This window comes from Streptomyces sp. LN549 (genome assembly GCF_043203805.1).
In the GTDB taxonomy this organism is placed as follows: domain Bacteria; phylum Actinomycetota; class Actinomycetes; order Streptomycetales; family Streptomycetaceae; genus Streptomyces.
The window spans coordinates 2,059,636-2,085,167 of record NZ_JAZHRI010000002.1; the positions used below are offsets into that span (position 1 = coordinate 2,059,636).

The following is a 25,532-nucleotide window of genomic DNA, read 5'->3' on the forward strand; positions in this document are numbered from 1 at the left end:
GTCCGTCCAGTACATGCCAGTTCATGATCGACTGACCGACGGAGCAGCAGTGGCGCAGGACGCGGGGTGGGGTGGCGGTGCCTACGGGGGCGCGCCGTACGGGGGACCCGGGGGGCCGCCCGGCTGGGGCGGCTGGGGCGGCGGCTGGATGCCGCCGAAGCCCGGGGTGATACCTCTGGGCCCGCTGCGGCTCGGGAACGTCCTGAGCGGGGCGTTCGCCACCTTGGGCCGTTACGGCAAGCAGTTGCTCGGCGTCGGCGCTGCCGCGTACGGCGGGGCGCTGGCCGTGGTGGTGGCAGCCGCCGCGATCGCGTACTCCGCCGTCGCGGACCATCTGGACCGGATACTGTCGCTCGGCTCCGACCAGAACCCCCGTACGGAGGACTGGGTCCCGCCGGCCATCGCCTTCGGTTCGGTCGCGGTGGTGGGCCTGATCGCCCTCGTGATCTCCACGGCCATGATGTACACGGCCGTGCCGGCGGTCCTCCAGGAGGCGGTCCTGGGCCGCCCGGCCACGTTCTCCGCCGTCTGGCGAAGGGCCTGGGCGCGGATGCCTGCCGTGATCGGGACGGTCCTGCTGACCTGGCTGATCGCGATGGTTCCCCTGCTGCTCGCCTGGGCCGGCTTCCTGGCCTTCGTGATCGGCATGCTCAGCATGGACGGCGGCAGCGGGCCGGTCGTCACGATCCTGATCGGTGTCCTGGGCGCCCTGGCGACGGCTCCGCTGGCGACCTGGCTCTGGGTGAAGTTCAGCCTGGCCCCCTCGGCCGTCGTCTTCGAGAACCAGGGCCCGATCGCCGCGATGCGCCGCTCGTCCAGCCTGGTGCGCGGGGACTGGTGGCGGATCTTCGGGATCACCATGCTGGCCGGCGCCATCGCGGCGGTCGCGAGCTATCTGATCCAGATACCGTTCTCGTTCCTCGGCATGTTCTCCGGCGTCCTCGGTTCGATGAATCTGGGCGACGACCCGAATCCGGCCTCGGTCATCGTCGCGATGAGCGGCTATGTGGGGTCGTTCCTGATCGGCCAGCTGGTCAGCCAGCTGGTCGTGGCGACCTTCCCGCCGCTGGTGGCCGGGCTGCTGTACGTCGACCGCCGGATCCGCACCGAGAACCTGGGCCCGGTCCTCGCCGAGGCCGCCGCGATGCCGCCGCAGTACTCGGCCTGATGCGGCATCCGCAGGGCGGAAGCCAGGAGTCCGCCCTGCGGATGCGCTCAGTCGACGAGCAGCCCTGGGAGGCGTTGGCGGGTGCCCTGTTCGTCACCCGCTTTGCTCTGCCGTACTGCCCTGCGGCTAGTTTGTGTGCAGGACAGGTACGCAGGCCCGTGGTGGCAGAGATGCACGGGGGACGGGAGGTCGGGAAGAGTGTCGCTGCGCGGAGGTGATCCAGCCGAGATCGGCGGTTATCCGCTTGAGGCACGGCTCGGCTCGGGTGGCATGGGCACGGTCTTCCTGGCCCGTACGAGCTCGGGAAGACCTGTCGCGATCAAGCTGATCCACCAACAGTTCGCGGGCGACGAGGAGTTCCGCATCCGCTTCCGGCAGGAGGTGGCGGCGGCGAGGCGGGTGAGCGGCGCGTTCACCGCCGCTGTGGTCGACGCCGCCCCTGAGGCCGAGCAGCCGTGGATGGCTACGACCTATATCGAGGGTCACACGCTCGCCCAGCGCATCGCCGCACAGGGCCCGCTGAACGGATCGGAGCTGAGGAAGCTCGCCATCGGGCTGGCGGAGGCGCTGCGCGACATCCACCGCGTGGGGGTCGTCCACCGTGACCTGAAGCCCTCGAACGTCGTGCTCTCGCCCGAGGGTCCGCGCGTCATCGACTTCGGCATTTCGCGCGCCGCGGACCAGCAGACGCTGACGATGACGGGGCGGGTCATCGGCACGCCGCCCTTCATGTCGCCGGAACAGCTGCAGGCGCCGCGCGGTGTGGGGCCGCGGTCCGATGTCTTCTCGCTGGGGACACTGCTGGTGTACTCGGCGACGGGCCACGGGCCCTTCGACTCGGACAGCCCGTACATGACGGCGTATCAGGTGGTGCACGAGGAGCCGTCGCTGGGTGCCGTTCCGCTTGCTCTGCGCGCGGTCGTCGAGTCGTGCCTGGCCAAGGAACCCGAGGGCCGCCCCTCGGCGGACGAACTCCTCGTGCTGCTGCGGGACCTGCCGGCCGACCTCGGCAGAACCGACACGGACGCGGCCGGCGCGGGCCGTACCCGCGACACGAACACCCAGCATCACCTCGTGACGCGGGCCACCCCGCCGCCGACCGCCCCGAGCACCGGTCCGGCCGGTCCCGGTACCGGGAGCACCGGCAGCCCCATCGGCCGCCGCCTGCGCCGCCGATGGCGTCCTGTGCTCGCGGCCGCGGTCGCCGTGGCAGCGATCGGCGGCGGGGTGGCCATGCTGGAGGCCGGCGGCTTCGGGGGGAACAGCGATGCCGAGGGCAACAGCGTCACGGCGCCGGGTGCCGCCCTTCCGGACGGCTTCGTGCCGTGGCACACGACTGTGCCGGGTGGCCGCGCGGACATCCCCGACGAGCTGCGGTGCGTCGCGCGCGGCAACGCCCTGTTCTGCGGGGGCGGCGGTGTCGTCGCGACCCGGATCAGTGCGCTGGACGGCTCGCGGGTGTGGACGGCGAAGAGCCCGGGCGTCCCGGTCCAGGGCATGCACCTGGTGGGCGCCACCGCCGACACGGTGCTCGGATACCGCTTCGCCGACCAGGACGCCCCGCAGGGCCCGCCCAGCGAAGTGGTGGCGCTCGACGCGGGCAACGGCCGGGAGCTGTGGTCCGTACCGTCGGGCGCCCAGTCGACGGCCGTCACGGGCCGCACTCAGGACGCCGTCGTCGTCGGCTCCTCCGTCGTGACGGTCGACGCCTCCAACTCCCGCTTCGAGGCCCGGGACGCGCACAGCGGTGAGGTCACCTGGACGACACCGTTTCCCGCGGGCACGCAGTGCGCCGCCGTCTCGGTGGGTGCGCGGCTCCTGGCGATGTGCGCGACGACTGCGGAGGTGGACGGCTCGGGGGTAGGCCACCCCACCCTGTCCACGGTAGACCGCGCTTCGGGGGAACTGGGCAGGCCCATCGCCGTCAACGGCCCTGCCGTGCCGGTCGGCGTCGACGGCGACGACCGGCTCGTACTCCTTCACGGGCACATGGAGGGACCGGCGCTGGCCGGCTACGACGGGGTGACGCGGGTCGATCCGGCCTCGCGGAAGGTCACGTACTCCCCACTGGCCAAGACCTACGCGGGGACGCCGGGCATGGCGGACGGCACCGTCTACGTGAGCGGGCAGACCGGTCGCATCACGGCGATCGACCCCGCGACCGGCCGGGAGAAGTGGTCACGGCAGACGTCCGTGGAGGGCGCGTCCGGTCCCGCGGCGGGAGCCGGCGCGGTGTACTTCAGCTCGGCCACCGGCCGGGTCGTCGCGCTGTCGCCGCAGGACGGCACCTCCCTGTGGGCGACGGACCCGCAGGCCGAGGGGCTGACGGGCGAGGAGGGCGCGAGCCCGCGTGTGACCGTCGTGGGGCGTGCGTTGATCGTGGCCGCGGACAGGAACACGCTCTTCGCCTTCGACACGCAGAAGCCGCCGAAGTCGGGCTGACCCCGCGGCGCATGCTTCCGGACCGGGATGAGCCTCCCCCCTTTTCCGAGGGGGAGGCTCATCCCGTGTCAGGCGTGCGCACTACCGCCGGTCGGTCAGCCGGTGGCGCCCTGACGCCTGCGGCGCATCCACCACACCAGCGCCGCGCCTGCGGCGACGACCGCTGCGGCGATACCGGAGATCATCCCGATCGGGGTGTCGGAGCCGGTGTCGGCGAGGCCGCCGTCCGGGTCCGGCCTGTTCGCCGGCGGCTGGGTGTTCCCGCCCGGACCGGACGGGTCCGGGGCCGGGGCCGACGCGTCGTCACCCGGTCCGCTCGGCTCGGGACCGGGCTTCGTGGGAGTGGGGGTGGGGGTAGGGGTGGGCTTGGGGTCCTCACCGTCGCCTGCCGCCACCTTGCCGCCACCCAGGAAGAGGGTGTCGGTGTCCCGGTACGAGACGTCATCGGACTGGAGGGACGTCTTGGTGGTGGTGTCCAGAGTCCGGTGTTCGACGTTGAACCGGGTGCGGGAGATGTTCTGTTTGGGCTGCTTGGAGAAGTCCACGCCACCGACGCCCTGGTTGTAGACCTTGCCGCCGTACTCCAGCTCGAACCACTCGATGCCCTTCTTGATCGAGTCCATGTACCGCTTGTGAACGTCTTCGCGGGTCCAGTTCTCGTTGGGGGCGCGCAGCGGCCACGCGGAGACGTCGTTCGAGTCGATGATCTTGTGGAAGTCGGTCGGCGTCTTAGCGTCCTGCTGGCGGATGTACTCGGCGGCGACGCGGGCGGTGTAGACGGCGCGCAGATCGGCGTAGTCGGGGTCGGTGTTGACCCGTTCCTCCACCAACGGCATCACGTTCGTGCGGATGCTCGCCTCGATGGCGTGCTTCTGCGCGTCGGTCAGGCCCTTGCACTCGGTGGAGCCGGGTGCCTGCCACTCGACGTCCAGCCACTGGGTGGACACCTTCAGGGGTGCGTCGAGGATGTAGATTCCGCCGTCCTGCTCGCGGACCTGCGCGGGCTTGGGCTCGATCCACATGCGCACACCGGGGAAGCAGGGCATGCCGTTCTGGCGGGGAGCGGTGTCCCAGTACCGCCTGGCGCCGGCGTGCTTGTCGGGGTTGAGGGCCTCGGAGAAGTCGTGCTTCATCTCCAGGTCGGATTCGAGCAGGACCCGGCCCGCGTCGGTCTTTCCGAACGTGGCGTCCATGACCCGGTCGGGCTCGTCCGGGTTGAGGTTGACCCAGAACTTCTCCGGGGTCAGTGCGAGCCAGGTGAACAGGGCGTCGGAGGAGAGCTGCATGCGCGCCTCGCCACCGAAGCCGGGGTCCTCGTCGGGGTTGGGCATCTGGTCGGCGCGCATGGAGTACTGCATGCCCTTGCCCTTGCCCAGGCCGCCGACGTAGCGCAGTTCCAGGGTGGTGAAGTCGACGCCGCCCGGGCCACCGCGCGGGAGGGTGCCGCGGGAGTCGAACCGGCGTGCGTCGGCCTGGATCCTCCTGGCCTCCTCCAGGGTCTTGCCGGAACCGTTGATGCGGTCGTTCAGCGGGCCGCGCGTGCCGCAGGTGGAGGCGGCGGCGAGTTGCATCCTGCCCTGGCCGCCCTGGCAGCCCGGAGCGAACCACCTCTGGTAGTCGGAGTAGCCCCTGATGGGCTTGGTCCGCGGGACGGGATTGTAGATCCGCTGGTTGCCGCGGACCTGGTTCGTCTGGCCCGGCCGCAGCCGGTTGACGTACCGGTTGAAGTTGTCGATCTTCTTCCGCTGGGTGTCGGTGAACACCTTCGCGCCGGTGACCCGGAACTTGTGGTCCGGCATGAGCCGGGCGACCTTCCGGTCCTTCGCGAGCTGCTTGTTCGTCAGCTCCGAGTTCGACTTGAACTCGTTGAACTCCTTGGTGCGCCGGTTGTAGGCGTCGTACCGGCGCGTCTCGACGACGTTGCCCTGCGCGTCGATGAGTTCGACGGTGACCTCACACAGCCAGTCCGGCCCGACCAGGCGGAAGTCACGGACAAGCTGGGCTTCGAACGACGATCCCTTGTGGTTGTTGACCTGGTTACGGATGAACCGTTGCTCGAACCAGTGCTCGAAACTCAGACTCTCGTTGTTGTTGAAGTACCGGGCGTAGATCTCGAACCTGCGGTCCTCCGGGTCACCGGACTTGTCCGCGATCTTCTGCCACGCCTTGTAGTTCTTCTCCGTGTCGCCCGGGACCTTGGACAGGGCCTTGGTCCTGTTGGCGGCCGTCGGCGCCTTCACCCCGTCGTACGCCTTGCCGGGAAGGTCGTAGTTGAAGTTCTTCGGATTGCCCTGCCAGGCGGCGAAGTTCGATCCGGTGGGGTCGTTGGGGAAACCCGAGCTCGTCGGCGTGCTCTGTTCCGTGCGTCCCAGGTTCTTCTTGTCGCAGCGCTGGGCGCCGGGCTTGACCCTGGCCGAGACAGCGCGTGGCGCTGCGGTGGCGGTGTCGGTCTCGATGCCGGGCAGACCGGTCACGGTGATCGCCGAGGCGATCCCTAACGCGACCAGGACGCGGCCGGCCGTACGCCACCGCTCGGGTATACGCAGTGCTCTGTTCAAGAGTGACCATCCCTCATGTGGGGCCTTGAGGGGCTAGGGGCGGCGCGTGAGGCCCCCGTGACGTGTACGCGCCGCCCAATCACCCTAGACCGGCCCATCGTCACGTAAAAAGCGGTTAAGGGTGTGTCCCCGATCCACTCAAGGTGCTCACAAAGGGAGTTGACGTGTGCTCAGTCGGTGAAGTACAGACTCTCCATGTGGCTGGTCGCCTGCTCACTGTGCCGCACCCTCAGCGAGGAGGCGTCCAGATCGGCCCTCCCCCACGGGTCCGCGTCGCCCAGGCATGCGGTGGCGAGAGCGCCCCAGTCGTTCTGATTCGGGTCGTCGTCCGGGTCGAAGTACACATCGAGGTCTTCGAGGCCCTCCGCGGTGATCCCCAGGGCGGACATGACCCCCTGCGGGTCGCCGGTCACGACGAACGGTTCGTCACCGGGCCAGCCGCAGGCATGGAACATGGTGCCGTCCGGCAGCCACACGAGATCTTCCGTGTGCTCGGCACCGCAGTGCACCTCCACCCTGCCCACGATCCGCGCGTCGGGGAAGCGCTCACGCAGCCGGGTGGCCTCCGCGAGCAGCGGCATGTCGTTGCCGTCGTCCGCGAACGCCGGATCGGAGACCGACATGACGTTTCCCCACACCCCCACCTGGACGATGTCCAGATCGGCCCTCGTGGCGACCGTCATCATGTCGCTCCGCTTACGGGGGCCGAGGTCTTCGATCACCTCGTCGACCGCCTCCAGGGAGCGGGCGAACTCCACGGCCCGCTCCGCGTCGTTGGGCGGGAGGTCGCCGACCGCCCCCGTGAACGGCGGCTGGAGAACGGTGAGTTCGTAACGGCTGCCACTGCCCCGGGTTTCGCGGTCGGCGGGCACGGTCCAGAAGTCGGTGTCAGACATGCCCGTCACCGTAACGGGTCCTCCGGCCGCTCCCTTGGCGACCGCCGGAACGGCCATGCCCGTCGGCCCGCCCGGCAGGGGCGACCGCGCGTATATGTGGAATCGCTCAAGCCGCCCGGCCGGATCAGCCGTTGACGGCGGGTCGAGCCGCTTGACCGACGCAGTTGGCGTAAACCAGCACACGCGTTTGATCGCGCTCGTCCATCCGGGAATGCTGGCGCCTGTTGGGCCCCGGGGCATCCCGGTTCCAGAACGGGCCCAAGGGGCAAGGGGACACGGGGAGGACGCAGTGACGACACGGGACGAGTGGGAGCAGCTCAAGGCCGGAGCGGCAGCATCGTCGACGCACATGCAGTTGAACCATTATCAGGCCGATTCCGGGGGCGGTACGCCCGGGGCCAACACGTCGGCGGACCTGAAGTCGAGCAAGAGGGCATGGGCCCAGGCGGGCAACGGCACCAAGGGCCTTGCTGTGCCGATCGGTTCCGCGCTGACGAAACTTGCAGACGGACAGACCGGGCTGGACGACACAGCCGGATACCGGAGCGCGGCGGCACAGAAGGAGCTGTACACCTCCTGGAGGAAGTACGCAGAGAACGTGCGCAAGCGCTGCACGTCCCTGGGCGGGCTCCTTGAGGCTTCAGGGCGTGACCTGTCGAAGACGGATGAGTCCCTGAAGACCGAGCTGGACGCGCTCAGGAGCAGGTACACGGACACCCAGGCCGTCGGCGGTCAGCCCAAGGGGAGGTGATCCGGGCGCATGGATCTTGCGACGCTGAAAGCGCTCAAGCCGTCGGAGTTCGAGAATGCCGCGGATGCGTACCGGGCGACGGACCGGATGGCCGATGCGGCCAAGGACACCGTCGACAACCGGATCGCCGCGGGGATACGTAACCAGCTCTCGGGTGCGACCGCGGATGCCGCCCTTCGGGAGCTGGCCGCACTGTCGAAGAACTTCCAGTACATACAGACCGAGTGCGGGCTGGTGACCACCGCGCTGAACGGTTTCGCGTTCGAAATGGCTGTGGCCAAAAGAAAACTGGAAGCGGCGATCGAGGACGCGCAGGCGGACCACTGCACGGTGCACGCAGACGGTTCGGTCGGCTTCCCGGCAGGCAGGAAGCCGGGGGAGGAGAAGGACGCCCCGGGCGGGACCGTGACCGGTAGCGCCGGGGGCAGCCCGACGTCCGACGCCCTGGACCGCCAGGCGGCGAACATCCACCCGAACCCGTACTACGGCGCGGCCATCGCCTATGCCGACCGGATAGCGGACGCCTTGCAGGAAGCCACCGACGCGGACGCGAAGTGGGCACCGAAGCTTCGCGCCCTCCAAGCCGACGACGACCTCGTGGTCTCGAACCGGGACCGGGTGGACGTGAAGTCCGACCGGGGTGGGGTACTCAAGGCCGCCGACCCCTACCTGGACAGCATCAAGCCCCCGCCGAAGGAAGCCACCCCCGAGGAGAGCGCGGAGTGGTGGAAGAACCTCACCCCGGAGCAGCGGGCCGACTATCTGGCCGTCCATCCGAACGCCATCGGGTCGATGAACGGCTTACCGTCCGACGTACGCGACGACGCGAACAGAATGGTTCTGGACGAGACGAGGGCGAGATACCAGCTGGATCTGGACGCCATTCCGAAAGAGCCGGCCAAGTACGCCCCCAATACCAACGGCAGCTACCCCGCCGTCGTCATCACCCCGCAGTGGCAGCAGTGGCACGACAAGTACGGGGACAAGAAGGCCAGGATCGAGGGCGTGCTGAAGGGAGCGGAGGCCATCCAGGACCGCTTCGACCGTACAGGTCAGGACGGGCTTCCCGAGGCGTACCTGCTCGGCTTCGATCCCACCGGCCTCGGGGACGGGAAAGTCATCCTCGCCAACGGGAATCCGGACACAGCCGATCACGTAGGCGTCTGGGTCCCCGGTACGAAAGCGGGACTGGAATCGGTCCGTGGGGACCTCGGTCGTGCCGAAGGACTCTGGAACGCAAGTCAGCGCCTTGCCCCCGGTCAGAACGTCTCCACCATCATGTGGCTCGACTACAACGCGCCGGACAACGTCCTTCCCCAGGCGACGCGCGGGGAGTACGCGGAAGAGGGGGGCCCGCGGCTCCACGACTTCCTGGAGGGGAACAGAGTCGCGCAGCAGGCCGACGACGGCGCTCGCTCACACACGACTGTCGTCGGGCACAGCTACGGAAGCACGGTCGTCGGCGTCTCTGCGCAGTCGGGAAGCTGGGACGACGCCAAGACCACCGACGACTACGTCTTCGCGGGCAGTCCCGGCGTCCAGGCCGATCATGCTGCGGACCTGGGTGTCAGAGGTGACCATGTATGGGCCATGGGCGCCGGCTCCTGGGACGACCAGCTGGTCCGGCAGGGGGGCCGAGCGATGGGGCTCGGTGACAACGGAGTCATTCCCACCGACGAATCCTTCGGCGGGAAGATCATGGCAAGCGACTCCGGCGGACACACTGGATTCTACGACGAGGGCTCTCTCAGCCTACGAAATCAGGCAGCCGTGATCGCCGGCGCATACGACAAGGTGAAACTTGAATAGGCGATTTTCTGCACTGGGATTAAGTATCGCAGTATGCGCGCTGGCGGTGGCGTGTTCAGGAAAGGAGGAGCCGATGGAGCAACGGGACAAGAACACCGTGAAAGCGGACGTCGAGAGGGCATCCAGCCGGATTCTCGAACTGATCGACATCAAGGGGACGGCCACGGAGCCGGGGGCTACGACGATGCCCTGCTCCGATGACTATTACCAGGATGAGCCCTACTACGCACTTCACCCCTGGAGCCTCTACAAGGCACCCTTCGCCGAGCTGCAAAAAGGTATGAACCGCCTGCGGGTCGCACTCCCGAAGGACGGCTGGACGATCACGAAGGACGGCAGGGACGGCACTATCGGCAACAGCCCGCAGATCGTCGCGGAGTCCAAGGGGCGTGGATTCATGGTCGACGTAAGACTGCACAAAGAGGTCAAGGCCCAAAAGTCCCCGGCCATGCTGGAGGTCACCGTCCAATCGCGTTGCTACCGGTCGCCGGTCACCCCGACGCCTTCGGAGGGATAGCCCGCCGGCAAGCGTGGCCAAGAACGCCGATCGGCCCCCGGCAGGCTCGCGCCGGGGACCGTTCACACGCGTACGGTGTGTACATGGGGTGACCTGCCAGCGAGTGCAGAAGGGTGTGGACCGCCTGCCGGCCGATCTCCCGAAAGACGGCTGGAAGATCGTCAAGGACGGCGGGGGCCGCGTTCAGAAACGGGCGGGCCGGGCCCTTGGAGTCGCGGACCGCCCGTCGACGCCCTCGGTCCGGCCATCGCCCTCACGCCCCGGCTCAGTTCGCCCTCGGCACCTCGATGTCGTAGACCAGCGCGTACACGATGTCCCTGGCCTGGCGCAGGTCGTAGCCCGTCGCGTCCACAATCACCTTGACCGCCCGGATGGTGTCACCACCCAGCATGAACATGCGCGCGTCGTCCTGCGCCTCGGCCGGAACCGGGAAGACACGGGCTCGCCGCGGATCCACGCTCCGCGGGAGCCTCGGCAAACCGCCCTCTTCTTTCCTCTTTCCCCACAACACCTTGGGTCTGACACCCCTCCCCCGTACGGCCGGTTCGTGGAGCGCATCCTATGCGGACGGGTCGGACGATGCCCGAACCCGTCGGCCCGGACGCCTGCGGGCGAACCCGTGGAGTCCGGCTCCCGATCAACCGTTGACGGTGAACCAGGCGCCGCGCGACTTCTTCCACTCGTCGTGGTCGAGGTCCTTGGCCTCCGTACCGTCCCCGTACAGGTCGGCCGAACCCGCGTCCGTGATCAGCTGGGCGCGTGCGCCGGCCGTGTTCAGGTCGGGGACGGCGACGACGGCCTCCCAGCCGCCCGGGTCGGTGGTCGGCAGGTCCAGGCGCTTGACCGGTGCGTGGCCCGCGATTCCGTCCCAGGAGTAGAGGGCGTACGGGTCGGAGTTGTCGTCCGCCGCCCAGGAACCGGCCACGATCAGATACTGGTCGGCGGAGTTCTTGCGGATGTCGCGGATGCTGAGGCCGCCGAGGTCCAGCTCGATCGGGGTGCCGATGACCGCCTTCGCTCCGGAACCGGCCACCTTGTCGAAGTTGGTGACGGGCACGATCAGCGCCTTGCCGCCCTCCTTCGGCGGGACGAGCGGGGCGCGGAAGCCGAGGTAGGCGGTGGTCGTCGAGCCGGGTGCGAACTCCAGGCCCTCGATGTTGAACCCGTCGATCTGCTTGGGCACTTCGCCGTCGGCGGTCCCCGCGGCGAAGCCGTAGCGGTTGCCGTTGGCCTTGTCCCAGGCGACGAGGTCGTCCCGGAGCTTCTTGTACGAGCCGCCGACGGTCAGCTGGGTCGCGGCGCCGGAGCCGCTCACCGTGGTGGTGAAGACGGTGTTGCGGTCCGCCTTGTACTCGCCGTCCTTGTTGTTGCCCAGCGAGCCCGTCCAGTAGACGGTGTTGCCGACCCGGGCCGCGCCCTCGATGTCGATCTCCTTGGAGACGCCGAGCTTCGAGGCCACGTCCCACGTCCGTACGGGCGCTCCGGAGGCGGAACCGTCGTAGAGGCGAAGAGTGTTGGACTCGTCGTCGGCGACCAGCACATAGCCGTCCCCGGCGTCGACGGCGGCCGAGGCATCGGAGGAGCCGGTGAGGTAGCGGGTGTCGGCCGCGTTCTGCACGGCGGCGGAGGCCGCGAAGTGCAGCGAGTTGGTGGCGGTCTTCCCGCCGAGTCCGGTGACCTTGATGGTGAGGTCGGTGTAGCCGCGGGCGTGTGCGGCGACGCGGAGCTGCCGGGTGGCGCCGGTGCCGGCCACGGTGACGTCCCCAGTGGCGGCGACGGACGTCTTTGAGCTGGCGGACGCGGCCACACCGAGCGCGGCGGCGTCGGCGCCGCTCTGTGCCACGGTGACCGTCACAACGGGGTCGGCGGTGGCGCCGACGGCACCGGAGAGATAGCCGGCCGACAGGGTGATCGTCGGTGTTCCGTAGCTCGCGGCGTGCGCAGGCACGCCGAGACCCAGGGCGGCCAGCGCCAGGGCGCCTCCCGTGGCGGCGACGGTACGGCGGTGGCGGAGAACAGGGGGAAGCGGCACGGCGTACCTCTCGTCGGCGTGGTGTCGAGGAGTAGGTTCCGGTTCCCGTGCCAACGGACGGCGCACGCCAGGAGTACGCCGGACGAACAACGTCGAACGGCCCCCGGCAGGCTTGCGCCGGGGGCCGTTCACACGCGTACGAAAGTGCTCAGACGTTGAAGCCCAGCGCGCGCAGCTGCTCGCGCCCGTCGTCCGTGATCTTGTCCGGGCCCCACGGCGGCATCCAGACCCAGTTGATCCGGAGCTCGTTGACGATGCCGTCGGTGGCGGACTTCGCCTGGTCCTCGATGACATCGGTCAGCGGGCAGGCCGCGGACGTCAGGGTCATGTCGAGGGTCGCGATGTTGGCGTCGTCGATGTGGATGCCGTAGATCAGGCCCAGGTTGACGACGTCGATGCCCAGCTCGGGGTCGACGACGTCGTACAGCGCCTCGCGGACCTCCTCCTCGGAGGCCGGCTTCGTGGTGAGAGTCTCGTTGTCGCTCATGCCGTCTTCCCTTCGGACAGCGCTTTCGCCGTCGCGTCCTTCCACGCCATCCAGCTCAGCAGCGCGCACTTGACCCGGGCCGGGTACTTGGAGACACCGGCGAACGCGACCGCGTCCTCCAGCACCTCCTCCATCGCATCGTCCGGCTCCAGCTGTCCCTTGGACTGCATCAGCTCCAGGAACGCGGCCTGGATCTTCTGGGCCTCGCCCAGTTCCTTGCCCACCAGCAGCTCGTTCAGCACGGAGGCGCTGGCCTGGCTGATGGAGCAGCCCTGACCTTCGTAGCTCACATCGGCGATCGTCTCGCCGTCGTACCGCACCCGCAACGTGATCTCGTCACCACACGTCGGATTGACGTGGTGCACCTCGGCATCGCCGTCCCGCAGGCCGCGCCCGTGGGGGTGCTTGTAGTGGTCCAGGATCACTTCCTGGTACATGGAATCAAGCTTCACCAGTCAACCCTCAGCCGCTGTCTAACCGAAAAAGTTCCGGACGTGTTCCAGACCGTCCACCAGGGCGTCGACCTCGGCGGGCGTGGAGTACAGATAGAACGACGCTCGCGTCGTCGCAGGAATTCCGTACCTCAGGCAGACCGGTCGTGCGCAGTGGTGTCCGACGCGGACCGCGACGCCCAGCTCGTCGAGCACCTGACCCACGTCGTGGGGGTGGATGTCGCCGAGCGTGAACGAGATCGTGGCGCCGCGGTCCTCCGCGGTGGCCGGACCGATGATCCTGAGGTCCGGGACCTCCAGCAGACGCTTCACCGCGTACTCGGTGATGGCCTGCTCGTGGCGGTGGATGTTCTCCATGCCGATCGCCGAGAGGTAGTCCACAGCCGCGCCGAGGCCCACGGCCTGCGCGATCGGGGGCGTACCGGCCTCGAACTTGTGCGGCGCGGGGGCGTAGGTCGACGAGTGCATCGACACGGTCTCGATCATCTCGCCGCCGCCGAGGAACGGCGGCAGGTCCTCCAGGAGCTCCTGCCGTCCCCAGAGCACGCCGATGCCGGTCGGGCCGACCATCTTGTGACCGGTGAAGGCCACGAAGTCGGCCTGGAGCGCCTGCACGTCGAGCACCATGTGCGGGGCGGCCTGCGAGGCGTCGATGCAGACCAGCGCGCCGACTTCCTGGGCGCGCCGGACGATCTGCTCGACCGGGTTGATCGTGCCCAGGATGTTCGAGACCAGCGTGAAGGAGACGATCTTCGTCTTCTCGGTGATGATCTCGTCGATGTTGGACAGGTCGAGCCGGCCGTCGTCGGTGATGCCGAACCACTTCAGCTTCGCGCCGGTGCGCTGCGAGAGCAGCTGCCACGGCACGATGTTGGAGTGGTGCTCCATCTCCGTGGTGACGATCTCGGTCTCGTGGTCGACCCGGTAGGGCTCGTCGGCCCAGCCGAGCATGTTCGCCACGAGGTTGAGCGACTCCGAGGCGTTCTTGGTGAAGATCACCTCGTTACGGCTGGGCGCGTTGATGAACGCGGCGACCTTGTCACGGGCGCCTTCGTACAGCGCCGTGGCCTCCTCCGCGATCGTGTACACGCCGCGGTGCACATTGGCGTTGTGCCGCTCGTAGTACTCGTTGACGGCATCGAGCACCTGGCGCGGCTTCTGCGAGGTCGCCGCGCTGTCCAGGTAAACGATCTTCTTGCCGTCGTGGACCGTGCGGTCCAGGATCGGGAAGTCCTTGCGGATCGCCTCGGTGTCGAGGAGGCCGGAGAGCCCCTGTCGGGCGTCAGTCACGCGGAAGCGCCACCCTTCGTGTAGGCCTCGTAGCCCTCGTCCTCCAGCTTGTCCGCGAGCTCGGCGCCGCCGGACTCTGCGATCCGGCCGTTGGCGAAGACGTGCACGAAGTCGGGCTTGATGTAGCGGAGGATCCGCGTGTAGTGCGTGATCAGCAGGGTGCCGACCTCGCCGGACTCGCGGACCCGGTTGACTCCTTCGGAGACGGTCTTCAGCGCGTCGACGTCCAGGCCGGAGTCGGTCTCGTCGAGGATCGCGATCTTCGGCTTGAGGAGCTCCAGCTGAAGGATCTCGTGGCGCTTCTTCTCACCGCCGGAGAAGCCCTCGTTGACGTTGCGCTCGGCGAACGCCGGGTCCATCTGCAGACCGGCCATCGTCTCCTTGACCTCCTTCACCCAGGTACGCAGCTTGGGCGCCTCGCCGCGGACGGCGGTGGCGGAGGTACGCAGGAAGTTGGAGACCGAGACGCCGGGGATCTCGACCGGGTACTGCATGGCGAGGAACAGGCCGGCACGGGCGCGCTCGTCGACGGTCATGTCCAGGACGTTCTCGCCGTCCAGGGTCACCGTGCCGCTGGTGATCGTGTACTTGGGGTGACCCGCCAGCGAGTACGCGAGGGTGGACTTGCCGGACCCGTTGGGGCCCATGATGGCGTGGGTCTCGCCCTGCTTCACGGTCAGGTCGACGCCCTTGAGGATCTCCTTCGTGGCGTTGTCGGCCTCGACGGTGACGTGCAGGTCGCGGATTTCAAGCGTTGCCATGGGTGACTCAGGACTCCTGGGTGACGGAGACGAGCACATCGTCCCCTTCGATCTTGACGGGGTATACGGGGACGGGGCGCGTCGCGGGAAGGCCGGACGGCTTGCCGGTGCGCAGGTCGAAGCTCGATCCGTGCAGCCAGCACTCGATCATGCAGTCCTCGACCTCGCCCTCGGACAGCGAGACGTTCGCGTGCGAGCAGATGTCGTTGATCGCGAACACCTCGCCTTCGGTGCGGACGACGGACACCGGCGTGCCGTCGAGCTCCACCCGCTTCGGGGTGTCGTCCTCCAGCTCGCTCAGCGCGCACGCCTTGACGAAGGTCATCAGACCGACGCCTTCAGCTCGGTCTCGATCTTGTCGAGGAGACGGGCTTCGACGTCCGGCAGGCCGATCTGCTGGACCAGCTCGGCGAAGAAGCCGCGCACGACGAGGCGGCGGGCCTCCTCGGCCGGGATGCCGCGCGACTGGAGGTAGAAGAGCTGCTCGTCGTCGAAGCGGCCGGTCGCGGAGGCGTGGCCGGCGCCGACGATCTCGCCGGTCTCGATCTCCAGGTTCGGCACCGAGTCGACCCGCGCACCGTCCGTGAGGACCAGGTTGCGGTTCATCTCGTAGGTGTCGGTTCCCTCGGCACTGGCCTGGATGAGGACGTCACCGATCCAGACGGCGTGGGCGCCGTCGCCCTGCAGCGCGCCCTTGTAGGCCACGTTGGACTTGCAGTGCGGGGCGTTGTGGTCGACCAGGAGGCGGTGCTCCTGGTGCTGGCCCTTGTCGGTGAAGTACAGACCGAAGAGCTCCGCCTCGCCGCCGGGGCCCGCGTAGGCGATCCGCGGGTGAAGGCGGACGAGGTCGCCGCCGAAGGTGACGACGATGGACTTGAAGGAGGCGTCGCGGCCGACCAGCGCGTTGTGCTGGCCGACGTGAACGGCCTGCTCGTCCCAGTCCTGGACGGAGACGACGGTCAGCTTCGCACCGTCGCCCAGGACGTAGTCGACGTTGGCGGCGAGCACCGCGTCACCGGTGTGGTCGATGACGACGACGGCCTCGGCGAAGGCGCCCAGCTCGATGACCTGGTGGCCGTAGGCCACGCCGCCCTCACCGTGCACGGCGATCCGGATCGGCTCGGTGAGCACGGCTTCCTTGCCGACGGTGACGACAGAGGCCTGCTCGAAGGACGAGTACGCCTGCGCGGCGACCCGGTCCACGGGCGTACCGGCCTTGCCGAGGCGGGCGTCGTCACGGCCGACGGTCTCGACCGTGACACCCGCGGGGGCCTCGATGGCGACCTTCACACCGCTGCCGGTGGCGACGGCCGTGCCGTCGTGCAGCCCGCGCAGCCGCTCCAGCGGCGTGAACCGCCACTCCTCCTCGCGGCCGTGCGGGACCGGGAAGTCCGCGACGTCGAAGGACGGGGGCGCGCTCATGCGCGTGGCGACGGTCGACTCGGCGGCCACCGCGATGGAGCCGGCAGTGGTGGATCCCGCCGGGATGTTCTGAGCCTCAGCCATGGCTGTCGTAGTGCTCGCTTTCTCAGTCGGACAGATGTCAGGGGGATTCGGTCGTCGGCGTGCTAGCCGACCGAACCCTCCATCTGGAGCTCGATCAGCCGGTTGAGCTCGAGGGCGTACTCCATCGGGAGTTCCTTCGCGATCGGCTCGACGAAGCCACGCACGATCATCGCCATCGCCTCGAACTCGGTCATGCCGCGGCTCATCAGGTAGAAGAGCTGGTCCTCGGAGACCTTGGAGACGGTCGCCTCGTGGCCCATCGACACGTCGTCCTCGCGGACATCGACGTACGGGTAGGTGTCGGAGCGCGAGATGGTGTCGACCAGCAGCGCGTCACACAGCACATTGGACTTCGAGCCCGGCGCGCCCTCGCCGATCTCGATCAGGCCGCGGTAGGAGGTGCGGCCGCCGCCTCGCGCCACCGACTTGGAGACGATGTTCGACGAGGTGTTCGGGGCCATGTGGACCATCTTGGCGCCGGCGTCCTGGTGCTGGCCCTCGCCCGCGAAGGCGATGGACAGGGTCTCGCCCTTGGCGTGCTCGCCCATCAGGTAGACGGCCGGGTACTTCATGGTGACCTTGGAGCCGATGTTGCCGTCGACCCACTCCATGGTCGCGCCCTCGTAGGCGACGGCGCGCTTGGTCACCAGGTTGTAGACGTTGTTCGACCAGTTCTGGATCGTCGTGTAGCGGCAGCGGCCGCCCTTCTTCACGATGATCTCGACGACCGCGGAGTGCAGCGAGTCCGAGGAGTAGATCGGCGCGGTACAGCCCTCGACGTAGTGGACGTAGGCGTCCTCGTCGACGATGATCAGCGTCCGCTCGAACTGTCCCATGTTCTCCGTGTTGATACGGAAGTAGGCCTGGAGCGGGATCTCCACGTGCACGCCCTTCGGCACGTAGATGAACGAGCCGCCGGACCACACGGCCGAGTTCAGCGAGGCGAACTTGTTGTCACCGACGGGGATGACGGTGCCGAAGTACTCCTTGAAGAGCTCCGGGTGCTCCTTCAGCGCGGTGTCGGTGTCCATGAAGATGACACCCTGCGCCTCCAGCTCCTCGTTGATCTGGTGGTAGACGACCTCGGACTCGTACTGCGCGGCGACACCGGCGACGAGGCGCTGCTTCTCCGCCTCCGGGATCCCGAGCTTGTCGTACGTGTTCTTGATGTCCTCGGGCAGGTCCTCCCAGGACTCCGCCTGCTTCTCCGTGGAACGCACGAAGTACTTGATGTTGTCGAAGTCGATGCCCGACAGGTCCGAGCCCCAGTTCGGCATGGGCTTCTTGCCGAAGAGCTTGAGGCCCTTGAGACGCAGCTTCAGCATCCACTCGGGCTCGTTCTTCTTCTCCGAGATGTCGCGGACGACAGCCTCGGAGAGGCCGCGCTTGGCCGCTGCGCCTGCCGCGTCGGAGTCGGCCCAGCCGAATTCGTACGTGCCCAGGCCATCGAGCTCAGGGTGGGCAGTCTCCGTAGGGAGCGTCATGCGGGGTTCCTCCCGGCCGTGCTTGCAGATGCTGGATCGGTGGTCTGTGGGGTGGTGGGGTGTCCACTGCGCGGAATGTACGTCGTACACACCCCGTCGCCGTGGGCGATGGTGGCCAGACGCTGCACATGGGTCCCCAGGAGGCTGGAGAAGATCTCCGTCTCCGCCTCGCACAGCTGCGGGTACTGCTCGGCGACATGTGCGACCGGGCAGTGGTGCTGACACAGCTGCTCACCCTGCTGCGGGCCCGGCGCGCTGCGCGCCGTAGCAGCGTACCCGTCGGCGGACAAGGCCTTGGCCAGCGCCTCCGTACGGGATTCGGGGTCCGCGGCCTCGATGGCCGCGCGGTAGGCCGCCGACTGGTCGGCGATCCTGGCCCGGGCGAAGACCATGACCGCTTCGTCGCCCGAGGTCTCGGCGATCCAGCGCAGGGCGTCCGCGGCGAGCTGGTCGTAGGACTGGTCGAAGGCGTCCCGGCCGCAGTCGGTCAGGGCGAACACCTTGGCCGGGCGGCCACGGGTCCGTGCCCCGTACACCCGCTGCTCGCGGGCCTCGACGACGACGTCGGAGACGAGGGCGTCGAGGTGGCGGCGGACGGCGGCCTGGGTGAGGCCCAGGCGCTTCGCCAGGTCGGCGACGGTGGACGGGCCGTGGTCCAGGATGGAGCGCGCGACCCGGTTGCGCGTCGAGCGCTCTCCGGTCGCGAGTTCCTCCTGCGGAGCCTCGCCAACGTATTTCACAACGCCATTGTTGCGTAATTCCCTCGACTCTGACAACCACGGTCCGGAACGATCAAGGGTGGAATCCATCACTTAGGGTTACCTAATCAAGCCCCCGGACCGGGCCCCGGCAGGCGGCTGCCTAGACTTACCGCCCATGAAGAGCGAGCCCGCCCCACCCCCCACCGGCCCGGCCGTCCAGGTCCGCGGCCTGGTGAAGCGGTACGGCAGCAAAGCCGCGGTGGACGGCCTCGACCTGGATGTCCGGGCCGGCGCGGTCACCGCGATCCTCGGCCCCAACGGCGCGGGCAAGACCACCACGGTCGAGACGTGCGAGGGATACCGCCGTCCGGACGGCGGGACGGTCCGGGTCCTGGGCCTCGACCCGGTCGCCGACGCGGCGCGCCTGCGCCCCCGCATCGGCGTGATGCTCCAGTCCGGCGGCGTCTACTCCGGCGCGCGCGCCGACGAGATGCTCCGCCACATGGCGAAACTGCACGCCCACCCCCTGGACGTGGACGCCCTCATCGAACGTCTGGGCCTGGGCGGCTGCGGCCGCACCACCTACCGCCGGCTCTCCGGCGGCCAGCAGCAGCGGCTCGCCCTGGCGATGGCCGTCGTGGGCCGCCCGGAACTGGTCTTCCTGGACGAGCCGACCGCCGGCCTCGACCCGCAGGCCCGTCGCTCCACCTGGGAACTCGTACGCGAACTGCGCACCGACGGAGTCTCCGTCGTCCTCACCACCCACTTCATGGACGAGGCCGAGGAGCTCGCCGACGACGTCGCCATCATCGACGCCGGCCGGCTCCTCACCCAGGGCAGCCCCGAGGCGCTCTGCCGCGGCGGCGCCGAGAACACCCTGCGCTTCACCGGCCGTCCCGGCCTCGACCTCGGCTCCCTGCTGAAGGCGCTGCCCGACGGCACGGAGGCGGCCGAGCTCGCCACCGGCGCGTACCGCATCACCGGCGACGTCGACCCGCAGCTGCTGGCCACCGTCACCTCCTGGTGCGCCCAGCACGGCGTGATGCCCTCCGGCATCTCCGTCGAGCGCCACACCCTGGAGGACGTCTTCCTCGAACTGACCGGCAAGGAGCTGCGCGTATGAGCGCCGGTACGTACGTCCCCCGGCCGGGCGCCGCCCCGTTGCCACGCATGATCGCCGCGCAGACCGCGCTGGAGACCCGGATGCTGCTGCGCAACGGCGAGCAGCTGCTGCTGACGGTGATCATCCCGACGCTGCTGCTCGTGCTGTTCAGCGCGGTCGACATCGTGGACACCGGCTCGGGCGAGTCGGTCGACTTCCTGACCCCGGGCATCCTCGCCCTCGCCGTGATGTCCACGGCGTTCACCGGCCAGGCCATCGCCACCGGATTCGAGCGGCGCTACGGCGTGCTCAAGCGGCTCGCCGCCTCGCCGCTCCCCCGCTGGGCGCTGATGACCGCCAAGACCCTCGCGGTCCTGGTCACCGAGGTGCTCCAGGTCGTGCTGCTGACGGTGATCGCCTTCGCGCTGGGCTGGTCGCCCCATGGCAACCCGTTCGCCGTTCTGCTGCTCCTGGTGCTGGGGACCGCCGCGTTCTCCGGGCTCGGGCTGCTGATGGCCGGGACGCTGAAGGCGGAGGCGACGCTGGCCGCCGCCAATCTGGTCTTCCTGCTGCTGCTGGTCGGCGGCGGGGTCATCGTGCCGCTGGACAAGTTCCCGGACGCGGTGCAGTCCGTGCTGGGGCTGCTGCCGATCGCGGCCCTCTCGGGCGGGCTGCGGGACGTCCTGCAGCATGGTGCGGCGATGCCGTGGGGCGACCTGGGGATCCTCGCGGTGTGGACGGTGCTGGGGCTGGGTGCGGCGGCGAGGTTCTTCCGCTGGGAGTGAGCCCGCGGGTGCGTTCCGTAGGCGGTTCGGGGTAACTCGTCCCCCTCGTGAAAGCTTGCACAAGCCGCCGCCTACGATGGTGCGCGTGCCCAAGCTGACCCGAGCCGATGTCGCTCAAGCCGTGCGGAACCCGCTCCTGTACATCGCCGAACGCTGGACGCCGTCCCCCCGGACGGTCCGCCGTGCGGCCATGTCGGCCGTCGTCATGACCGTCGTCATCGTCGTCACCGGCGGTGCCGTGCGGCTGACCGGTTCCGGCCTCGGCTGCCCGACCTGGCCCAAGTGCACCGACGACAGTCTGACGGCGACCGGCGCGATGGGCTTCCACGGCGCGATCGAGTTCGGCAACCGGATGCTCACCTACGTCCTGTGCGCGGCTGTCGGGTGGGCGATCATCGCCGCCCGGTCCGCCAAGCCGTGGCGCCGCAGCCTGACCCGGCTCGGCTGGACGCAGTTCTGGGTGGTCATGGGCAACGCCGTGCTCGGCGGCATCGTGGTGCTCGTGGGCCTGAACCCGTACACCGTCGCGGCGCACTTCCTGCTCTCCACGGCACTGCTCACGATCGCCCTGGTGACGTGGCAGCGGGTCCGGGAGGGCGACACGGAGCCGCGCCCCCTGGTGGGCAAGGCCGTCTCGCAGCTCACCTGGCTGCTGGCGGTCGCGGCGGGGCTGCTGATCGCGGTCGGCACGGTGGTCACGGGGGCCGGGCGGCACGCCGGTGACTCCAGCGACGTCCACCGCATCCCGATCGACTGGAAGATGATCAGCCAGCTGCACGCCGACCTGGCCTGGGTCGTGGTGGCGCTGACCGTCGCGCTCTGGTTCGTCCTGAAGGCCGTCGACGCGCCCGTGGGCCCGCTGCACCGCGCCCGGGACCTCTTCCTGATCCTCATGGCGCAGGGCGTGATCGGGTACGTGCAGTATTTCAACGACACCCCCGAGATCCTGGTCGGCGTGCACATGCTGGGCTCGTGCCTGGTCTGGATCGGTGTGGTCCGCGTCGTGCTGTCGCTGCGCGAGCGGCCCGTGGCCGTCGCCCCCGTGCCCGGCCCGGCGGCCGAGCAGCCGGAGCCCGCCACGGCGGGCTGAGACCCGTCCGTGATTCCGCGGTAGGCGGCCAGGGCTGCCCGTACCCCTGTCACCCGCCCCGGCTCCATGCCCCGGGTCCCGCGTCCAGCAGCTCCGCGAGCCGGGCGCGGTCCGGCAGCGGCCCGTGGTCACCGGTGACCCGCAGCGCGGCGCCCGCGGTGAGATGCCCCAGCCGCAGCGCCCGTACGGTGTCCTCGCCACGCAGCAGCCCGGCGAGGAACCCTGCGGCGAACGCGTCACCGGCGCCGACCGGTTCGACGACCTCGACCCTGGGCGCGGGCACGGTGTGGACCCGGTTGCCGTCGAAGGCGGTGGCAGCCCGCCCACCGTCCTTGACGACGAGGATCCGCGGCTGAGGAAGCAGCGCCCGTACGTCGGCCGCGTCGGCCAGCTCCTCGCCCCACAATGCCTGCGCCTCGTCCAGCCCGACAAAGGTGATGTCCGCCTGCCGGGCGAGGGCGAGCAGCACACCGGCCGCCATGCCGTCCGGCCACAGGGCGGGCCGGTGGTTGACGTCGAAGCTGACCGGGCGGGGCCGTTCTGCGGCAGGAGGCTCCAGCAGAGCGGCCACCAGGTCGTGGCAGCCCGCGGAGAGCGCCGGTGTGATGCCGCTGAGGTGGATGAGCCCGGCCGTGCGTACGGCGTCGTCGCCCAGCAGGTCCGGGGTCAGGGCCGAGGCCGCGGAACCGCTGCGGTAGTAGTGGACCCGGGTGGCCTCGGTGCCGGGGTCCTTGACCAGGAGTCCGGTCGGACGGTGCGGGTCGGTCCGCACCCCGCTGACATCGACGCCGGACGCGGCCACCTCGGTGCGGATCCGGCGGCCGAACGGGTCGTCGCCGAGCGCGGAGACCCAGCGGGCGGGCACCCCGTGGCCGGCGAGGTACATCGCCACATTGGATTCGGCGCCGGCGATCCGTACGCCGAGCAGATCGGCGCCCTCCAGCGGGGCGGCCGGTTCCGGCACCAGCGCGGCCATGGTCTCGCCGATGCAGGTCACCGGGGGCCGGACGGGCCACCGGCCCTGCGGACGCGCGGTCGCGGTCATGCGGAACTCTCCTGCCGGCAGGCGGCAGGCAGACCCGCGGTCATCGCCCGGTGCCCGCGGGGAGGTGTACGGCGTCGAGGAAGGCGCGGGTGCGCTCGCGCAGGGCGTCGGTGCTGCCCCCGTCGGCCGCGTCGCCGATCAGCGGGGAACCGACGCCGACAGCGGTGGCGCCCCGGGCGAGATAGTCACGGGCCGCCTCGGCGTCCACTCCCCCGACAGGGACGAACGGCGCGTCCGGGAACGGCCCGCGCAGCGCCCCGAGATAGCCGGGGCCGCCGGCCTGCGCGGCGGGGAAGAGCTTGTACGCGTCGGCGCCGAGCCGCTGCGCGGCGACGATGTCGCTCGGGGTCATCACTCCGGCCAGCACCGGCAGCCCGAGGCGCTTCGCCTCGGTGACGCCTTCACAGACGGCCGGGGTGACGACGAAGTCGGCTCCCGCGTCGCGTACCGCGGCCGCGTCCTCGGCTGTCAGGACGGTGCCCGCGCCGAGCGGTGCGGCCGGGCCGAGCGCGGCACGGGCCCGGCGGATGACGTCGAGCGCGTCCCTGCCGCTGAGGGAGACCTCGATGAGCGGGAGTCCCTCCTCGGCCAGGGTGAGTACGGTCCTGAGTGCGGCGTCCGCGTCGGCGCCGCGCACGATGGCGACGATCCGGTGGGTGCGCAGCGCGGTCAGCAGTTCCACGTGCGGGTTTCCTTCCTCTTCGGCTGTACGGCGGTGGCCGGCCGGGCGCTCACCACTCGGCGAAGGCGCCGTCGTCGTGGCGCCACACCGGGTTGCGCCAGGCGTGTCCGGCACGGTCGGCGGCGCGTACGGCGGCCTCGTCGACGGTGATGCCGAGCCCCGGCAGGGCGGTGCGCCGGGCGTGGCCGGCGTCGAAGCGGAACGGTTCGGTGTCCACGACGTAGCTGAGCAGGTCGGCGTCCTTGTTGTAGTGGATGCCCCGGCTCTGCTCCTGGATGAGGAAGTTCGGGGTGGCGAAGGCGATCTGGAGGGCGGCGGCGAGGGCGATGGGACCGAGGGGGCAGTGCGGGGCAAGCTGCACCCCGAAGGTCTCGGCGAGCGAAGCGATGCGGTGCACCTCGGAGATGCCTCCGGCGTGCGAGGGGTCGGGCTGGGCGACCGCGATCCCTGCGGTCAGTGCGGGCAGGAAGTCGGCGCGTCCGTAGAGCCGTTCGCCGGTGGCGATGGGGACGGAGGTGGCGCCGACGAGGGCGGGCAGCAGATGCCCCTGCTCGGGCAGGAGCGGTTCCTCGACGAACAGCGGGTGCAGCGGCTCGATGGCGTGCAGCACCCGGCGGGCCCCGGCGGGTCCGAACCGGCCGTGCATGTCGACGGCGACGTCGCGGCCCGGGCCGAGCACCTCACGGACGGCGGCGACCCGTTCGACGACGGCGGCGGTCCCGGCGGGGGTGGGCAGCGCGGAGGTACGGCCCGCCGCGTTCATCTTGACCGCGGTGAAGCCGGCCTCGACCTGGGCGGTGACCTCCTCGGCGAGCCGGGCGGGTTCGTCGCCGCCCACCCAGGCGTAGACCCGGACCCGGTCACGCACGGGGCCGCCGAGCAGGGCGTGCACCGGGGCGCCGTACGTCTTTCCGGCGATGTCCCACAGGGCCTGGTCGATGCCGGCCACGGCGCTGGAGAGTATCGGGCCGCCCCGGTAGAAGCCGCCCTTGCTGAGCACCTGCCAGTGGTCCTGGATGCGCAGCGGGTCCTGGCCGGTCAGGTATTCGGCGAGGACGTCGACGGCGGCCCGGACGACCTCGGCCCGGCCCTCGACGACGGGTTCGCCCCAGCCGACGATGCCCTCGTCGGTCTCGATCCGGCAGAACAGCCAGCGCGGCGGGACGAGGAAGGTCTCGACACGGGTGATCCTCACCGGTCCGCGGTCCCCTCGTCGGTGGCAGCTGCGGTGCCGTGCACCCGGTCGAGATCGCGGACCGCCTGGTCGAGCAGGGCCCGCATGGCGTGTTCGGCGGTGGCCGGGTCCCGGTCGCGGACGGCGTCCAGGACGGCCCGGTGGCTGGGGACCGGGTCCTCGCCGTGCCGGGAGCTGTGCACGATCGCGTCACGGTGGGCGAGGCCGGACTCGATGACCACCTCCATGCGTTCCAGCAGTTCGTTGTGGGTGGCCGCAAGGAGGGCGCGGTGGAAGGCGAGGTCCGCCTCGACCGCGTGCGCCGCGCCGCCCTCCTGCTCACCCATCGCGGTGATCGCCGCTTCGAGGGCGACCAGGTCCGCCTCGGTGCGGCGTTCGGCGGCCAGCCGGACGGCGGCCGGCTCGATGATGCCGCGGACCTCGCCGAGGTTGCGCAGCAGTGCCAGGTCGGCACCGGAGCCGGTGCCGCCGGTGAACTGCCAGCGCAGCACGTCCGCGTCGAGCAGGTTCCAGTCGGAGCGGGCCCTGACGAAGGTGCCGCGTTTCTGGCGCGCGTCGACGATCCCCTTGGCCGCGAGCACCTTGAGGGACTCGCGCAGGGCGGTCAGGCTGACGTCGAGCTCGCCCTGGAGCGCCACGAGGTCGAGTGTCGCCCCTTCGGGGATCTCGCCGCTCAGGACCCGGCGCGCAAGAGTCTCCACGGTCTGGCCGTGCACTCCGCGGCGCGCGTATGGCGTCATGTCCGTGTGCCTTTCTGCTGTGCGAGAGGTGCGGCGGTG

24 protein-coding genes are annotated in these 25,532 nt (G+C 69.8%); 8 read left to right on the forward strand and 16 right to left on the reverse strand.

The genetic code is table 11. The features are described 5' to 3' along the window. The first annotated feature begins 148 nt into the window (after positions 1 to 148). Together SH922_RS09055 and SH922_RS09060 are read left to right on the forward strand one after the other, a co-directional pair. Complete coding sequence (locus SH922_RS09055) at positions 149 to 1,168, forward strand: hypothetical protein (protein ID WP_393063502.1); 1,020 nt, start codon at positions 149 to 151, stop codon at positions 1,166 to 1,168. Between the two features lie 198 nt (positions 1,169 to 1,366). Further along, entirely contained in the window at positions 1,367 to 3,610 is a 2,244-nt protein-coding gene (locus tag SH922_RS09060; RefSeq protein WP_393056749.1) for a PQQ-binding-like beta-propeller repeat protein, read from the forward strand. Positions 3,611 to 3,705: 95 nt separating this feature from the next. Here SH922_RS09060 and SH922_RS09065 read toward each other — a convergent pair whose 3' ends face one another. Together SH922_RS09065 and SH922_RS09070 are read right to left on the reverse strand one after the other, a co-directional pair. Continuing rightward, on the reverse strand, positions 3,706 to 6,168 hold the full coding sequence (locus SH922_RS09065) for a hypothetical protein (protein WP_393056751.1): 2,463 nt from the start codon (positions 6,166 to 6,168) through the stop codon (positions 3,706 to 3,708). A 170-nt stretch (positions 6,169 to 6,338) separates the two neighbouring features. Then, positions 6,339 to 7,064, reverse strand: a complete 726-nt coding sequence (locus SH922_RS09070; protein WP_393056754.1) for a DUF6333 family protein — start codon at positions 7,062 to 7,064, stop codon at positions 6,339 to 6,341. A 289-nt stretch (positions 7,065 to 7,353) separates the two neighbouring features. Between SH922_RS09070 and SH922_RS09075 the strand changes: the two genes are divergently transcribed. The 3 genes from SH922_RS09075 (at position 7,354) to SH922_RS09085 (ending at position 10,141) form a co-directional block, all read left to right on the forward strand. Then, positions 7,354 to 7,815 carry a hypothetical protein gene (locus SH922_RS09075; RefSeq protein ID WP_393056756.1) on the forward strand — a complete coding sequence of 154 codons (462 nt, stop codon included), beginning with the start codon at positions 7,354 to 7,356 and terminating at the stop codon, positions 7,813 to 7,815. 9 nt (positions 7,816 to 7,824) lie between these two features. After that, positions 7,825 to 9,624 carry an alpha/beta hydrolase gene (locus SH922_RS09080; RefSeq protein WP_393056758.1) on the forward strand — a complete coding sequence of 600 codons (1,800 nt, stop codon included), beginning with the start codon at positions 7,825 to 7,827 and terminating at the stop codon, positions 9,622 to 9,624. A 73-nt stretch (positions 9,625 to 9,697) separates the two neighbouring features. Beyond that, positions 9,698 to 10,141 carry a hypothetical protein gene (locus SH922_RS09085; RefSeq protein WP_393056760.1) on the forward strand — a complete coding sequence of 148 codons (444 nt, stop codon included), beginning with the start codon at positions 9,698 to 9,700 and terminating at the stop codon, positions 10,139 to 10,141. Positions 10,142 to 10,406: 265 nt separating this feature from the next. On the opposite strand, the gene SH922_RS09090 is transcribed toward SH922_RS09085, so the two are convergent. The 10 genes from SH922_RS09090 to SH922_RS09135 form a co-directional block, all read right to left on the reverse strand. Next, positions 10,407 to 10,598 carry a hypothetical protein gene (locus SH922_RS09090; RefSeq protein ID WP_393056762.1) on the reverse strand — a complete coding sequence of 64 codons (192 nt, stop codon included), beginning with the start codon at positions 10,596 to 10,598 and terminating at the stop codon, positions 10,407 to 10,409. 180 nt (positions 10,599 to 10,778) lie between these two features. After that, positions 10,779 to 12,173 (reverse strand): hypothetical protein, encoded by a 1,395-nt coding sequence (locus SH922_RS09095; protein WP_393056764.1) that lies wholly within the window; start codon positions 12,171 to 12,173, stop codon positions 10,779 to 10,781. Between the two features lie 148 nt (positions 12,174 to 12,321). Next, positions 12,322 to 12,660 (reverse strand): metal-sulfur cluster assembly factor, encoded by a 339-nt coding sequence (locus SH922_RS09100; RefSeq protein ID WP_093539690.1) that lies wholly within the window; start codon positions 12,658 to 12,660, stop codon positions 12,322 to 12,324. Beyond that, positions 12,657 to 13,112: a Fe-S cluster assembly sulfur transfer protein SufU gene (gene sufU / locus SH922_RS09105; RefSeq protein ID WP_024492621.1), complete on the reverse strand. Its 456-nt coding sequence runs from the start codon at positions 13,110 to 13,112 to the stop codon at positions 12,657 to 12,659. Before sufU ends, SH922_RS09100 begins: the two co-directional genes overlap by 4 nt. Positions 13,113 to 13,133: 21 nt before the next feature. Beyond that, positions 13,134 to 14,402 (reverse strand): cysteine desulfurase, encoded by a 1,269-nt coding sequence (locus tag SH922_RS09110; RefSeq protein WP_393056767.1) that lies wholly within the window; start codon positions 14,400 to 14,402, stop codon positions 13,134 to 13,136. Next, positions 14,399 to 15,163: a Fe-S cluster assembly ATPase SufC gene (sufC, locus tag SH922_RS09115; protein ID WP_326663577.1), complete on the reverse strand. Its 765-nt coding sequence runs from the start codon at positions 15,161 to 15,163 to the stop codon at positions 14,399 to 14,401. The genes SH922_RS09110 and sufC overlap by 4 nt, the downstream gene beginning before the upstream one ends. A gap of 7 nt (positions 15,164 to 15,170) precedes the next feature. Next, a complete protein-coding gene (locus SH922_RS09120; protein ID WP_136328637.1) occupies positions 15,171 to 15,488 on the reverse strand; it encodes a bifunctional 3-phenylpropionate/cinnamic acid dioxygenase ferredoxin subunit in 318 nt (105 codons plus the stop codon). Continuing rightward, on the reverse strand, positions 15,488 to 16,669 hold the full coding sequence (sufD, locus tag SH922_RS09125; RefSeq protein ID WP_393056770.1) for a Fe-S cluster assembly protein SufD: 1,182 nt from the start codon (positions 16,667 to 16,669) through the stop codon (positions 15,488 to 15,490). Before sufD ends, SH922_RS09120 begins: the two co-directional genes overlap by 1 nt. Positions 16,670 to 16,731: 62 nt before the next feature. Then, positions 16,732 to 18,153 carry a Fe-S cluster assembly protein SufB gene (gene sufB / locus SH922_RS09130; RefSeq protein ID WP_136328638.1) on the reverse strand — a complete coding sequence of 474 codons (1,422 nt, stop codon included), beginning with the start codon at positions 18,151 to 18,153 and terminating at the stop codon, positions 16,732 to 16,734. Then, positions 18,150 to 18,893, reverse strand: a complete 744-nt coding sequence (locus tag SH922_RS09135) for a helix-turn-helix transcriptional regulator (protein WP_393056773.1) — start codon at positions 18,891 to 18,893, stop codon at positions 18,150 to 18,152. Before SH922_RS09135 ends, sufB begins: the two co-directional genes overlap by 4 nt. Before the next feature lie 136 nt (positions 18,894 to 19,029). On the opposite strand from SH922_RS09135, the gene SH922_RS09140 reads away from it, so the two are divergent. From SH922_RS09140 to SH922_RS09150, 3 genes are all read left to right on the forward strand, one after another. Further along, positions 19,030 to 19,977: an ABC transporter ATP-binding protein gene (locus SH922_RS09140; protein ID WP_393056775.1), complete on the forward strand. Its 948-nt coding sequence runs from the start codon at positions 19,030 to 19,032 to the stop codon at positions 19,975 to 19,977. After that, complete coding sequence (locus SH922_RS09145; RefSeq protein WP_393056777.1) at positions 19,974 to 20,741, forward strand: ABC transporter permease; 768 nt, start codon at positions 19,974 to 19,976, stop codon at positions 20,739 to 20,741. Before SH922_RS09140 ends, SH922_RS09145 begins: the two co-directional genes overlap by 4 nt. 76 nt (positions 20,742 to 20,817) lie before the next feature. After that, entirely contained in the window at positions 20,818 to 21,831 is a 1,014-nt protein-coding gene (locus SH922_RS09150; protein WP_393056779.1) for a heme A synthase, read from the forward strand. A 49-nt stretch (positions 21,832 to 21,880) separates the two neighbouring features. Here SH922_RS09150 and SH922_RS09155 read toward each other — a convergent pair whose 3' ends face one another. The 4 genes from SH922_RS09155 to SH922_RS09170 are packed head-to-tail and all read right to left on the reverse strand — an operon-like array spanning position 21,881 to position 25,493. Further along, positions 21,881 to 22,876 carry a sugar kinase gene (locus tag SH922_RS09155; protein WP_393056781.1) on the reverse strand — a complete coding sequence of 332 codons (996 nt, stop codon included), beginning with the start codon at positions 22,874 to 22,876 and terminating at the stop codon, positions 21,881 to 21,883. 40 nt (positions 22,877 to 22,916) lie between these two features. Continuing rightward, positions 22,917 to 23,558 carry a bifunctional 4-hydroxy-2-oxoglutarate aldolase/2-dehydro-3-deoxy-phosphogluconate aldolase gene (locus SH922_RS09160; RefSeq protein ID WP_393056783.1) on the reverse strand — a complete coding sequence of 214 codons (642 nt, stop codon included), beginning with the start codon at positions 23,556 to 23,558 and terminating at the stop codon, positions 22,917 to 22,919. 49 nt (positions 23,559 to 23,607) lie between these two features. Further along, entirely contained in the window at positions 23,608 to 24,753 is a 1,146-nt protein-coding gene (gene dgoD / locus SH922_RS09165) for a galactonate dehydratase (RefSeq protein WP_393056785.1), read from the reverse strand. Next, a complete protein-coding gene (locus SH922_RS09170) occupies positions 24,750 to 25,493 on the reverse strand; it encodes a FadR/GntR family transcriptional regulator (RefSeq protein WP_393056787.1) in 744 nt (247 codons plus the stop codon). Before SH922_RS09170 ends, dgoD begins: the two co-directional genes overlap by 4 nt. Between the last annotated feature and the right edge of the window lie 39 nt (positions 25,494 to 25,532).